This window comes from Pseudomonas sp. MYb541 (genome assembly GCF_037479595.1).
Lineage (GTDB): Bacteria > Pseudomonadota > Gammaproteobacteria > Pseudomonadales > Pseudomonadaceae > Aquipseudomonas > Aquipseudomonas canadensis.
This window is the reverse complement of record NZ_JBBGYS010000065.1, coordinates 20,097-32,046: the sequence shown is the minus strand read 5'-3', so window position 1 is coordinate 32,046 and position 11,950 is coordinate 20,097. Positions and strand designations below refer to the sequence as shown.

Annotated in this window: 11 protein-coding genes; 2 read left to right on the top strand and 9 right to left on the bottom strand. The window is 61.9% G+C overall.

Annotated features, from left to right (window positions below; translation table 11 throughout):
• Positions 1 to 48 precede the first annotated feature (48 nt).
• The 6 genes from WH299_RS28150 to WH299_RS28125 form a co-directional block, all read right to left on the bottom strand.
• The gene (locus WH299_RS28150) at positions 49 to 357 is read right to left on the bottom strand and encodes a hypothetical protein (RefSeq protein WP_339499076.1); all 309 of its coding nucleotides are present in this window, start codon (positions 355 to 357) and stop codon (positions 49 to 51) included.
• Positions 358 to 577: 220 nt separating this feature from the next.
• On the bottom strand, positions 578 to 1,639 hold the full coding sequence (locus WH299_RS28145) for an ATP-binding protein (RefSeq protein WP_339551938.1): 1,062 nt from the start codon (positions 1,637 to 1,639) through the stop codon (positions 578 to 580).
• Complete coding sequence (locus WH299_RS28140; RefSeq protein WP_339551937.1) at positions 1,636 to 2,385, bottom strand: response regulator; 750 nt, start codon at positions 2,383 to 2,385, stop codon at positions 1,636 to 1,638. The genes WH299_RS28145 and WH299_RS28140 overlap by 4 nt, the downstream gene beginning before the upstream one ends.
• Positions 2,386 to 2,449: 64 nt before the next feature.
• Positions 2,450 to 3,235: a flagellar basal-body rod protein FlgG gene (flgG, locus tag WH299_RS28135; protein ID WP_339551936.1), complete on the bottom strand. Its 786-nt coding sequence runs from the start codon at positions 3,233 to 3,235 to the stop codon at positions 2,450 to 2,452.
• Between the two features lie 70 nt (positions 3,236 to 3,305).
• Positions 3,306 to 4,463 carry a serine hydrolase domain-containing protein gene (locus tag WH299_RS28130; RefSeq protein WP_339551935.1) on the bottom strand — a complete coding sequence of 386 codons (1,158 nt, stop codon included), beginning with the start codon at positions 4,461 to 4,463 and terminating at the stop codon, positions 3,306 to 3,308.
• 110 nt (positions 4,464 to 4,573) lie between these two features.
• On the bottom strand, positions 4,574 to 5,029 hold the full coding sequence (locus tag WH299_RS28125; RefSeq protein WP_339551934.1) for a GNAT family N-acetyltransferase: 456 nt from the start codon (positions 5,027 to 5,029) through the stop codon (positions 4,574 to 4,576).
• A gap of 259 nt (positions 5,030 to 5,288) precedes the next feature.
• Here WH299_RS28125 and gabP point away from each other — a divergent pair, with 259 nt between their 5' ends.
• Both gabP and WH299_RS28115 read left to right on the top strand, forming a co-directional pair.
• Positions 5,289 to 6,698, top strand: coding sequence for a GABA permease (gene gabP, locus WH299_RS28120; protein WP_122724392.1), 1,410 nt, complete (start codon positions 5,289 to 5,291; stop codon positions 6,696 to 6,698).
• Positions 6,695 to 7,771: a helix-turn-helix domain-containing protein gene (locus WH299_RS28115; RefSeq protein ID WP_122724394.1), complete on the top strand. Its 1,077-nt coding sequence runs from the start codon at positions 6,695 to 6,697 to the stop codon at positions 7,769 to 7,771. The genes gabP and WH299_RS28115 overlap by 4 nt, the downstream gene beginning before the upstream one ends.
• Before the next feature lie 2 nt (positions 7,772 to 7,773).
• Here the strand turns inward: WH299_RS28115 and WH299_RS28110 are convergent, their stop codons facing one another.
• Genes WH299_RS28110 through WH299_RS28100 form a run of 3 tightly spaced genes read right to left on the bottom strand, consistent with a single transcriptional unit; the run spans position 7,774 to position 11,808 of the window.
• A complete protein-coding gene (locus tag WH299_RS28110) occupies positions 7,774 to 9,117 on the bottom strand; it encodes a c-type cytochrome (protein ID WP_339551932.1) in 1,344 nt (447 codons plus the stop codon).
• 16 nt (positions 9,118 to 9,133) lie between these two features.
• Positions 9,134 to 11,353 (bottom strand): xanthine dehydrogenase family protein molybdopterin-binding subunit, encoded by a 2,220-nt coding sequence (locus WH299_RS28105; protein ID WP_339551930.1) that lies wholly within the window; start codon positions 11,351 to 11,353, stop codon positions 9,134 to 9,136.
• Positions 11,353 to 11,808, bottom strand: coding sequence for a (2Fe-2S)-binding protein (locus tag WH299_RS28100; RefSeq protein ID WP_323624672.1), 456 nt, complete (start codon positions 11,806 to 11,808; stop codon positions 11,353 to 11,355). Before WH299_RS28100 ends, WH299_RS28105 begins: the two co-directional genes overlap by 1 nt.
• Positions 11,809 to 11,950: the final 142 nt, after the last annotated feature.

The following is an 11,950-nucleotide window of genomic DNA, read 5'->3' as shown; positions in this document are numbered from 1 at the left end:
GGGGGGGGGGTGGGGGGGGGGGGGGCCCCCCCCCCCCCCACCACGATATCAGGCATATGAATAGCCGCCACGCGCTGCTCGCAGCGAATCGCGAACGGCATCGGTGCGCAACTGAAGTGTCATCTGCGCCTCGTCGATCACGATTTCTGCGACGATCAACACGCAGATCAGCGGCGCGGTCACGAACCAGTGGCACCAGCATTGCGTCGCCAGTGACACGAAAACGCCGATGATCCACAGCGCCAGCACCCACTTTGGCGCGCGCTGTTGCAGCGGCACCCAGAACTTTTGCAGCCGTTTCAGGCGGGCCGTGTGCAGTCGCAGCGACTCTTCGAGGAGTGATAGGGAAGGGCTCATGCTCACACTCGTTAAGATATCCGGGCACGGCTGGGGACGGGATGCCCCAGCCACGACAGGTTGATGCGTTCAACTTCTATCCAGTGCCCGTTTCGAGGCGTTGCAACGCAGCTTTTGAACGCAATGCAAACATGCTCGGCGTTCAATAAGACAAAGCATCGATAGCGTTGGTTTTTTTTGAACATCATGGAAAAGATGCACATGGCGGGGCCTGGTTTACTCAAAGGTTCCAGCTGAGTTCAAACAGCGTTCCGCCGTTTTCCATTTTTCGACACGTCACCGCGCCGCCATGGGCAATGGCAATCGCACGCACCACCGCCAGGCCCAAGCCACTGCCACCCTGGGCGCGTGAGCGAGAGTTTTCGCCGCGCTGAAAGGCTTCGAAAAGGTGCGTTGCAAAGTCCTCATCAATGCCAGGGCCGTCGTCGCGTACCCTCAGGTAATGAACGCCATCACGCGTGCTCAGGTGCACGTTGACGTTGCCCGGTGTCGCGTGCCGACGCACGTTGTCCAGCAGGGCCAGCAAGGCCTGGCGGATACGCGCGGGATCGCAGCGCAGAATGCGGCGTTGCAGGTCCAGTTGCAGGGTAAAACCAGCAGCGGCCAGGCTCGGTTCGAACAGCCGCACATCGTCCTCAACCCCTGCGGCGAGGTCGGCCTCTTGCACGTTGATTTCGAGGTAGCCGCTGTCACCCAGACCCACCACGCGCAGGTCCTCGATCATCCGCGCCAGCCCTTCGACCTGCCCGAGCAGGCTGTAGAACTGCGCCGTGTCCGGCTCGAATACGCCCTCGGCCAAACCTTGCAGGCGACCCCGCAAGATGGTCAGCGGCGTGCGCAGTTCGTGGGCAATCGCCGCGTTCCAGAACGCCTGCTCCTGCGCCATGCGTTTCAAACGTTGGGCCATGCTGTTGAAGTCATTCACCAAAATAGCCGCCTCACCGATGGACTCGTCGCCGGTCACGGCCTGCACATCGAGGTCGCCGTCCGCCAGTTTGCGCAGGTTTTCGGCCACCGAGTTCAAGGGCATCAGGATGCGACGGGATAACTTGGTGGCCACGAGTGCGCCTACCGCCAGGCTGACGCAGGTGGTCAAGCCCATCCACGCCCATTCGGCATTGGCCGGCATCCACTCATCGACCTGCTCGTCCGTAAGCGGCCAGTAGGTCCAGAGCAGGGCGTAGAACACATAGGAGCCGATCACCGCCAAGGCGATCACGCACAGCACCACGACCGACATGGACAAGATGATCTGGCGGCTCAAGCCATTGAATAGTTTCACGCGCCACTCCCGAACCGATAACCCACCCCGCGAATGCTCGCCGGCACGCCTTGCAGCCCGAGGTCTTCGATCTTGCGGCGCAACTTACTGATATGGCTGTCGACCGTGCGTTCCAGGCTGTCGCTCTCCGGCGAGCACAGTGACAACAATTCTGCGCGGCTGAACACGCGTTTCGGCGCTCGGGCCAACTGCGCCAGCAATCTGAACTCGGTGACGGTCAGCAGCAGCGGCAACGTGTTGCCTTCGATGTTCACCGTGACCTGATGGCTTTCGATATCGATTTCAAACCCATCCACTCGCAACACGCTGGCGCTGACACCGGATTTGTAGTTGACGGAGCGCCGCAGAACCGCCTGGGTACGTGCCACCACCTCGGCCGGGTTGAACGGCTTGACGATGTAATCATCGGCACCGATACGCAAACCCATCAACTTGTCCATGTCCTGGTCCTGTGCGGTCAGCATGATCACCGGCGTGTTGCCGCGATGGCGCACTTCGGCCAGGACTTGCCAGCCATCGACATGGGGCATCAGCACATCCAGCAGCATCAGGTCTGGCTTGAGGCTCAGGTGCAGTTCCAGCGCACGCAGGCCATCAAGGGCGTGGGCGGTGCGAAAGCCGCTGCGCTTGAGATAGGCGATCAGGATATCCGCAATCTCGGGCTCGTCTTCCGCGATCAGCACCAAGGCCTGGTTCTCTCGGATGCTGTTGGGCCGGGGTGTCGATGCGGCGGGGTAATCGTTCATAGTCTGCTCGGTGAATAGGCCTTGTCGTGATTGCCGTTCCATGGCCCACGCTGTCATGTGTTGATCATAGCTTCTGGGTGAGGGCGCCCAACATCTGGTTGGCGGTGGAAATCACTTTGGAATTCATCTCATAGGCCCGTTGCGTGGTGATCATGTTGACCAGCTCTTCTACCGTGCTCACGTTCGAAGTCTCCAGGGAGCGCTGCAACGTGGTGCCAAAGCCGTTGAGCCCCGGCGTGCCGACTTGGGGCGCTCCACTGGACGCGGTTTCCAGGAACAGGTTGCCGCCGATTGCCTGCAAACCAGCCGGGTTGATGAAGTCGGCGGTCTGCAGGTTGCCGATGACTTGCGTCGCGGGGTTGCCGACCACAGTGATGGACACCGTGCCGTCCTGGCCGACGGTGAAGGTCTTGGCGTTGTCCGGCACCACAACGGCCGGCTCCAGGGCGAATCCGCTGGCGGTGACCACCTGGCCATTGGCGTTCAGATGAAAGGTGCCGTCACGGGTATAGCCGATGGTGCCGTCCGGCTGCAGCACCTGGAAAAACCCCCGGCCATTCACGGCCAGGTCCAGCGGTTGCCCGGTGGTCTGCAGGCTGCCGGCGCTGAAGTTCTTCTGGGTACCGACGATCTGCACGCCGGTGCCGAGTTGCAGGCCCGACGGCAACGCACTGTCTTGCGTCGATTGCGCGCCCGGCTGGCGCTTGATTTGATAGAGCAAATCCTGGAACTCGGCACGATCGCGTTTGAAACCGGTGGTCGAGACGTTCGCCAGGTTATTGGAAATGGTCGTCAGCTGGGTGTCCTGGGCCGACAAGCCGGTTTTTGCGACGTACAGGGCTGGAATCATTGGGCTCTCCGCGTGACCCGCTCGATGGGGCACTGTGATGAACCTGATTGTGCACAGCCAACGTGCGCATTCATGGGAGGTTTTGTGGAGGAATGATGGAGAGGGAAGTTTTTTTCCGGCCATGCTCATTTAAGCCAGGCTCGATCAAGCCCGCCACGCCACGCCCGATGACTTCCGGGTAGCTGTGCTCGGCATCCAGGTTGGTCAGCACCACCACCGTCAGCCTGTCGTCGAGGTAGCGCGAGATAGACGAGGTAAAGCCTTGCCAGGAGCCGCCGTGCTCGACCACGGGGTGCCCGTTGATCGTGCGAATTTCCCATCCGAAACCATAGCCTTGCGCACGCTGTTTGCCGGCGTAGGGGTAGGGCGTCCACATTTTTCTCAGTGAGGCTTTTTTCAGCAGAGTTTCATCGTAAAGGGCACGGTCCCAGCGCTCCAGGTCGCGCACGGTGAAGTAGAGCGTGCCGTCTGCGGTAGCGTTGAACGTCGGCGAGACCCATTCCTGGTTCCTCAACACACCGTCCACCTTTTCGTAGCCCGAGACACGGTTGGGCACAAGGTCTAGGTCTGAGATGACGCGCGACGAGGTCATGCCCAACGGTGTGAAAATACGTTGCTGGAGAAACTCGCCATAGGGCTGCCCGCTGGCGCGATGGATCAGGATACCGAGCAACACGAAGTTGGTGTTTTCGTACGCCCAGCCTTCGCCCGCCTTGAAGTTGATCGGCAGTTTGGCAATGGCCGCCGTCAGTTGTGCGTCGGTAAAGTCCTGGCGGATATCCAGCGGTGCGCCGGGCTTTTGCAGCTCAGGCGTGTCATAGGCCGACAGCCCGGACGTGTGGGACAGCAGGTTGGCTACTGTAATTGGCGCCCAACTGGCCGGCGCTTCGGGAAAATACTGCCGGATGCTGTCATCCAGGCCAACCCTGCCTTGTTCCACCAGCATCATGACGGCCGTTGCGGTAAAGGACTTGCCCACCGAGCCGGATTGCAAAACGCTGTCCGCGCTCATGGGCACGTTGAGTTCCACATTCGCCAGTCCATAGCCTTTGGCGAATACGGTGTGGCCGTTTCGATACACACCGAGGGCAAGCCCCGGCAACTGCTGTCGGGCCATTTGCGAGGTTACATAATGGTCGATGGCCGAAAGCTGTTCGGCCGTGAGCAGCGTTGCAATCGCCGGGGGCGCCGACATCAGCAGGAGGCTAGTCGCAAGAGTTCGGAGCATGGAGACCTCTAAAACGTTGTCGCTGTTTTGGGAGGCGCCACTGTGCACAAGGGGGGTGGAGTTTTACGGGAGGTTCGATGGAGGGGGCGTGGAGCCGATGGGGAACGCAATCACAGGGGGTGGATGAATTTCACATACACCTGCTCAGCGTCGTGGTCGTCCAGGTTGTCGATCTGCCCGCTCGGCACGAATCCAGCCTCTGCAAACAGCGCCTGGGCTGCGGTGTTTGACGCATTGGTCGAAGCAAACAGCTTGGGCGTCTTGCATGCCGCCTGCGCCGCCGCCAGTAACCGCAGCGCCACACCTTGACGCTGATGCGCCGGCGACACGACGACCAGCGCCACAAAACCATGATCGAAAAAGTCATGGGTCAGCACCAGGTAACCGGCGCATCGGCCGGCGGTGTCGATGGCAACCAGGCATTGTTGGCGAATCACAGCATCGTGGATGAACACGCGACGATGGGTGTGGGCGGCTGCGTAGGCGTCCAGTTCGATCAGGGCACGCACGTCGTCGGGTGTGGCTTGGCGAATGGGATCTTTCGCGTAGTTGCTGTCGTTAGGCATTGCAAGCGTCCTGCCAATGTTGGAGTACTGCTTTGACAGAGCCTACTCCATGGGTTGCTGACCTGGAAACACCATTCCTTTCCAAAGTTGCCTTCTGGCTTTTGCCCAGCCTAATGTCGATATCAGACCAACTCCCGCCGCTCCCAGGCTATTTTTGATGAACTCAGGCCGCGTAAGGTGACCCATCATTAAGAAATGATGATCGCCTGACTCTTCAGTCAGTACACCTTGACGTCGATCACCGAGAACAACAAAAACAATGAATAGCCTGAATTCCAACGATTCCAACGGCCAGTTGGCGCAAGGCTTCAAGCCGCGTCATGTGACCATGCTTTCCATTGCAGGCATTATCGGCGCGGGGTTGTTTGTCGGTTCCGGGCATGCGATTGCGGCGGCGGGGCCGGCGGTGCTGCTGGCTTATCTGTTCTCTGGCACGCTGGTGGTGCTAGTCATGCGCATGCTCGGGGAGATGGCGGTGGCCAACCCCGATACCGGGTCTTTCTCGACCTATGCCGACCAGGCCATCGGGCGCTGGGCCGGCTTCACCATCGGTTGGTTGTACTGGTGGTTCTGGGTGCTGGTGATCCCCATCGAGGCCCTGGCCGCCGGGCATATCCTCAACCAGTGGTTCCCGCAGATCGACGCTTGGCTGTTTGCCTTGTTGTCGATCTTTTTGTTGGTGGTCACCAATCTGTTCAGCGTGTCCAAGTACGGCGAGTTCGAGTTCTGGTTCGCCATGGCCAAGGTGATCGCGATCATCGGCTTCATCGGCTTGGGCTTTGCGGTGCTGATGGGCTGGATTCCCGAGCGCGAGGTCAGTGGGTTGAGCCGGTTGATGGAGGAACACGGCGGTTTCGCGCCCAACGGACTGTCGGCGGTGGTTGGGGCCTTTATCACCATCATGTTCAGTTTTATCGGCACCGAGGCGGTCACCATCGCGGCGGCCGAGTCCAGTAACCCGGCGCAGAACATCGCCCGGGCCACGCGCTCGGTGATGTGGCGCATTGGTGTGTTCTACCTGTTGTCGATCTTCGTGGTGATTTCCGTAGTGCCGTGGAATGACCCGTTGCTCGCCTCGGTAGGCTCCTATCAGCGCGCGCTGGAGCTGATGAACATTCCCCACGCCAAGCTGCTGGTTGATGGGGTGGTGTTGATCGCTGTGGCCAGTTGCATGAACTCCTCCATCTACATTGCCTCGCGCATGCTGTTTTCCCTGGGCAAGCGCGGGGATGCCCCCACGTTGATGAAGAAGACCTCGGCGGCCAGCGTGCCGAGGGCCGCGGTGATTGCCAGCACCATCCTGGGCGCAGGCGTGACCCTGTTCAGTTACTTCGCGCCGGCCGGGTTGTTCCAGTTTCTGCTGGCCAGTTCGGGCGCCATTGCCTTGCTGGTGTACCTGGTGATCGCCGTGTCGCAGTTGCGCATGCGCAAGATCCTGCGCCAGCGCAACGTCACGCTGACTTTCCAGATGTGGCTGTTTCCCTGGCTGACCTGGCTGGTCATTGCGTTCATCTGTGCCGCATTGACGGTGATGCTGGTCACGCCTGAACACCGTTTTGAAGTGTCATCGACCATCGGCCTGGCCCTGCTGATTTCCCTGGTCGGCTTGCTCACCGCGCGGCAGCCCGAACGCACGCAAAAACCAGTGGCCGCAGCCTCACCGCCATGAGTGGCCGCCCTGTAAGCAGCATCGTGTTCTTGCTGCTGGACCAGTTCACCCTGATGTCACTGGCCTCGGCGGTCGAGCCCTTGCGCATGGCCAACCAGCTCTCGGGTCAGGAACTCTACAAATGGCACACCGCGAGCTCGGACGGCAATCCCGTGTGGGCCAGTGACGGCGTGCCCATCACGCCGGACGGTTCGATTCTCAGCGTGCCGTCCGCCGACATTGTGATTGTCTGCGGTGGCATCGGCATCCAGGGCACCGTGACGGGTGAGCTGGTCAAGTGGTTGCGCAGCCAGGCACGTTACGCCAAGCGACTGGGCGGTATCTGTACCGGTAGCTTTGTGTTGGCGCGCGCCGGTTTGCTGGATGGCTATGAATGCAGCGTGCACTGGGAATGGTTGGCGGCCATGCAGGAGGCGTTTCCACGGGTGACGGTCAGTTCCAGCCTGTTTACCCTCGACCGCGACCGTCTCACCAGTTCGGGCGGCACGGCGCCCCTGGACATGATGCTGCACCTGATCGGCCGTGATCACGGGCATGAGCTGTCGGCGGCCATCTCCGACATGTTTGTGTACGAGCGCATCCGCAACGAGCAGGACCATCAGCGCGTGCCGCTCAAGCACATGCTCGGCACCCAGCAGCCCAAGCTGCAGGAAATCGTCGCGTTGATGGAGGCCAACCTGGAGGAACCGATCAACCTGGATGAGCTGGCTGCGTATGTCGCGTTGTCGCGTCGTCAGCTTGAGCGCATGTTCCAGAAATACCTGCACTGTTCGCCGTCGCGCTACTACCTCAGGCTGCGGCTGATCCGGGCGCGGCAGTTGCTCAAGCAGACGCCCATTTCCATCGTGGAACTGGCCGTGCTCTGCGGCTTTGTGTCCACGCCGCACTTCTCCAAGTGCTACCGCGAGTACTTCGGTGTGCCGCCCAGCGACGAGCGTTCCGTCACCGACAGCGAGCGATCCATCGCGCTCAAGCCGGTAATGCATGCGTTGCCCACGCCCGCGCCCATGAACGTATTGGAGCAGGCGCGGGGAGAGGCAACGTTTGCCAGCGTGAAAAACCTGAAGCCCTGAACTCAGCGCATGTGCAGGATGATCGGGCTGCTGCTCGCCGGGTCAGTATGCCCGCGCAACTTGCCCACCGCTTTGGCATCCACCGTGCCACCGTTATTGCCCCAGGTGCTGCGCACGTAACTCAGTACATCGGCGATTTCCGCGTCGGACAATTGCTCACGGAAGGCCGGCATACGGTAGGCATCCGGCACGCCGGCCGCTACCACGCGTTGCGAGCCGTTGAGGGTGATGTTGATCGCCGAGGCGCTTTCTTTCGCCAGTGCTGATGTGGCGCCGGCCAGGGGCGGCATCCACTCGGGCTGGCCCTTGCCGTCGAGACCATGGCAAGAGGCGCAGCGAGTGGCGTAGGTGTGGGCGCCAGGGGCGTTTTGAACCGCCGCCACCGCCTGATACTGCCAGGGTGCGCCGTCGCGCTGTGGGTCGCCAGGCAATGACTTGAGATAGCGGGCGATGGCCGCCAGGTCCTCGTCCTGCATGAATTGCGTGGAGTTGTTGAAAGCCTCGGTCATCGATCCGTAGACCACCGCATGGGCGTTGCGCCCGGTCTTGAGGAACTGCACGATCTGCGGCTCGGTCCAGCGGCCCAAGCCGGTGTTAGGGTCCTGGCGCAGACTCGGCGCATACCAGCCGTCGAGCAGGGCGCCGGCAAGGAACGGCGCGCCAGATTCATCCAGGGCTTTTTCATTGAAGGCCAGGCCGCGGGGCGTGTGGCAACTGCCGCAGTGGCCGGGGCCTTGGACGATGTAGGCACCACGGTTCCACAGGGCGTCCTGATTGGGCTTGGCCGCGTAGGTCGCGGTGGGCGCGAACACGCCGTTCCACAGGGCGATGGGCCAGCGCATGTTCAGCGGCCAGGGAATATCACTGGGAATATTCGGTTGGTTGGCCGGTTTTATGCCCTGCATGAAAAACGCGTACAGCGCTTTGATGTCGTCATCGCTGAGTTTCACGTAGGACGGGTAGGGCATGGCCGGGTACAGCCGGCGGCCACCCGGTGCCACACCATGGCGCACCGCACGGTCGAAATCGGCCAGGCTGTAAGTGCCGATGCCTGTCTGCTTGTCCGGCGTGATGTTGGTGGCGTGGATCGCCCCCAGCGGCGTAGCCATTTCCAGGCCCCCGGCGAACGGCGCCTTGCCCGCCAGACTGTGGCAGGCCACGCAATCGCTGAGGCGGGCGACATACTCGCCACGGCTGACCAAGGCGGGCTCGAAGTGGGCTGCGGCCTGTTCCTGTTCGAACGGCGTAGCCGGTTCACGGGTAACGTACCAGGCCAGCAGGCCTGCGGCGACAAGGCAGGGCAGCGCCAGCCAGCCTGCGGTTCTTGCGAATCGACGGTTGTTCATGGGCGTTTCCTGAAGGTCAGCTAAAAGTGTGTCGGCTCAAGGGCAGGCTGCGCACGCGCTGGCCTGTCAATTGCGCCACCGCGTTGGCCACGGCCGGAGCCACGGCGGGCAACGGCGGCTCGCCGATACCGCCCATCTTTTCGCCACTCTCGACTATCCGTACATGCACCCGTGCCATCTGCGCGGGCCCCAGGATCGGATACAAGTCGTAGTTGCGCGCCCGTGGCTTGCCGTCCACGTACACCGCTTCCTCCAGCAAGGTCTGGGACAAGCCCAACGCCACGGCGCCATTGACCTGGGCCTCGACAATCGCCGGGTTGACGATGCTGCCGGGGTCGATGGCTTGCCAGATATCGTGCACCTTGACCTTGCCGTTCTCGATGGACACCTCAGCGATCGCCGCCGTGTGGGAACCGAATGGCGAGGCCATGGCCACGCCACGTGCGCGTCGAGTGCCATCCTCGGCAGTGAAGGGGCCGCGCTTCCAGCCACCGGACAGTTCACCCGCCGCTTGCAGCAAGGTGGTCAGCCGTGGGTTGTCGCGCAGCAGGTGCAGGCGCAGCTCATAGGGATCATGCCCGCCCTTGTCCGCCAGCTCATCCAGGAACGACTCGTAGAAAAAGTCGTTGAGCGAATTGCCCACCGAGCGCCAGTAACCGAGCATCGGCGCGCCTTTGACGTAGATCTGCGCGATGCGTTTGTTGGGGATGGCGTAGGACTTGCCCGATAACCCTTCAACCGCTGTGGGGTCGATTTTATCGCCCTGTTTGCCAGCGAGGGCTTCGGTCGGGCCTTCGGTCGCACTGACGGCTTCGATGGCGACCGGCAAGCCTTTGTCATCCAGCGCGGCGCGGAACTTGACCACGGCCACTGGGCGCAGCACATCGCGCAAGAACTCTTCTTCGCGACTCCAGATCAGCTTGACCGGACGGCCCACCGCCTTGGCCAATGCAATGGCCTGTGGGTAGGGGTTGGCCGAGTCATACAGGAAGTGTCGGCCGAAAAAGCCACCGAGTAGCGGCGAGTGCAGGTTGATTTGCGCCGGGTCGAGGCCGGTGCGCTTGGCGATGTCGGCGCGGAACATGTCCGGCGCCTGGTTGGGCAGCCAGATGTCCAGGCTGCCATCCGGATTGAAGCGCGCCAGGGCTGATGGCGGCTCCAGTTGGCCGTGGTTGAGGTATTGGTTGTGATACGTCGCCTCGAGCTGGGTCTTGCCACCTTTCAGCGCGGCGGCGACGTCTCCTTCGTTCTCGTCGTCGCGGACCGGGCCTTGCTGGGCAGCAAGAAAGTCGAAGTGCTTGTCGCTGGAAAAGTCCGCTGGCATGACGCGCAATGTCGAGTCGGCGGCCGCTTCCTGCCAGTCAACCTGGATCGCTTCAACCGCACGCTTGGCGTGCCACCAACGTTCAGCCACCACCGCCACCGCGCCAGGCAGCACGTGCACCGAATGTACGCCTTTCATGCCTTCGACCTGAGGCTGGTTGCGCAGGCTGCCGACGGTCATGCCCAGGCGTGGCGCATGTTGTACCGCCGCGTGGAGCATGTTGTCGACTTTCAGGTCGATGCTGTAGAGCGCCTTGCCGGTGGATTTGTCGTAAGCATCCAGGCGCTTGACCGGCTTGCCGATCCAGCGGAACTGGCTCGGGTCGCGCAGGGTGATGCTGGCTGGATCTGGCACGGGCATGTCGAGGGCGCTGCTGGCCAATTCGCCATAACCCAGCGAACGTCCGGACGCCGCATGCACCACTCGGCCGGGCTGGGTGGTCAGTTCGCCAACCGGCACGCCCAATTGTTTAGCGCCAGCATGCAGCAGCATCGCGCGGGCCAGGGCACCAAGGCGACGCATCGTCGGGTAGCTCATGCGCACCGACATGCTGCCGCCGGTGATGCGCATACCGTTCTCCATCACCACATAGGCCTCGCCGGGCGGGGCGGCTTCGACGATGAAAGTGGCGGGGTCGGCATCCAGTTCTTCGCCGACGATCTGCGCCATGGCAGTGTGGGTGCCTTGTCCGCCTTCCATGAACGGGCTGAGCAGGCGCACTGTGCCGTCGGGGCGAATCTCCAGGAACGCCGGCACCTGGGTGCCGCGTTCAGCGGCGGTGGCGGCTTGCACTCGACCCGAGCCCAGTGGCAGGCCAAAACCAATGACCAGTGCACCCACGGCCGTGCTCGCCAGAAAACGGCGGCGCGATAGGTTGACCGGTGCATCCAGCAGTTCGTTGAGGATGTTCATCAAGCGCCCTCCTGTTTGGCCAGGGCGTCGACGGCCGCGTGTATGGCGTTATAGGTGCCGCAGCGGCACAGGTTGATCATCGCTGCGTCGATCTGCGCCTTGCTGGGCGCGGGGGTGTGCTTGAGCAGCGCAGTGGCCGCCATCACCTGACCGGACTGGCAATACCCGCATTGCGCCACCTGATGCTCGACCCAGGTCGCGACCACGCGCTTGCCCACTTCATGGGTTTCAATTGCTTCGATGGTGGTGATTTCCCGCCCGACCACCCCGGCAACCGGCGTGACACAGGAGCGCACCAGATTGCCATCCACCAGCACCGAACAGGCGCCGCACTGGGCCAGGCCGCAGCCGTACTTGGTGCCGGTCAGGCCCAGGTCATCGCGGATCACCCACAGCAATGGCGTGTCCGCGTCGGCATCGACCTGATAGGCCTTTTGGTTGATTCGTAATTCCATGGCTCACCTGCTGATCAACGGTAGGTGCGGCCTTTTTAATAGTCAATGCACTGGCCGCTTATCGACGAACTCTAGACCAGTGCACAAGGGCTATCTATCCGTTAGTCGATAAGTCGGAGGATCAGGCAAGTATTCAACAGGA

What these genes read in the sequence shown, in the direction of transcription:
- WH299_RS28105 (WP_339551930.1), bottom strand. Translation starts at nt 11,353, where the DNA reads ATGAACATCCTCAACGAACTGCTGGATGCACCGGTCAACCTATCGCGC.
- WH299_RS28100 (WP_323624672.1), bottom strand. Translation starts at nt 11,808, where the DNA reads ATGGAATTACGAATCAACCAAAAGGCCTATCAGGTCGATGCCGACGCG.
- WH299_RS28130 (WP_339551935.1), bottom strand. Translation starts at nt 4,463, where the DNA reads ATGCTCCGAACTCTTGCGACTAGCCTCCTGCTGATGTCGGCGCCCCCG.
- flgG (WP_339551936.1), bottom strand. Translation starts at nt 3,235, where the DNA reads ATGATTCCAGCCCTGTACGTCGCAAAAACCGGCTTGTCGGCCCAGGAC.
- gabP (WP_122724392.1), top strand. Translation starts at nt 5,289, where the DNA reads ATGAATAGCCTGAATTCCAACGATTCCAACGGCCAGTTGGCGCAAGGC.
- WH299_RS28140 (WP_339551937.1), bottom strand. Translation starts at nt 2,385, where the DNA reads ATGAACGATTACCCCGCCGCATCGACACCCCGGCCCAACAGCATCCGA.
- WH299_RS28115 (WP_122724394.1), top strand. Translation starts at nt 6,695, where the DNA reads ATGAGTGGCCGCCCTGTAAGCAGCATCGTGTTCTTGCTGCTGGACCAG.
- WH299_RS28150 (WP_339499076.1), bottom strand. Translation starts at nt 357, where the DNA reads ATGAGCCCTTCCCTATCACTCCTCGAAGAGTCGCTGCGACTGCACACG.
- WH299_RS28125 (WP_339551934.1), bottom strand. Translation starts at nt 5,029, where the DNA reads ATGCCTAACGACAGCAACTACGCGAAAGATCCCATTCGCCAAGCCACA.
- WH299_RS28110 (WP_339551932.1), bottom strand. Translation starts at nt 9,117, where the DNA reads ATGAACAACCGTCGATTCGCAAGAACCGCAGGCTGGCTGGCGCTGCCC.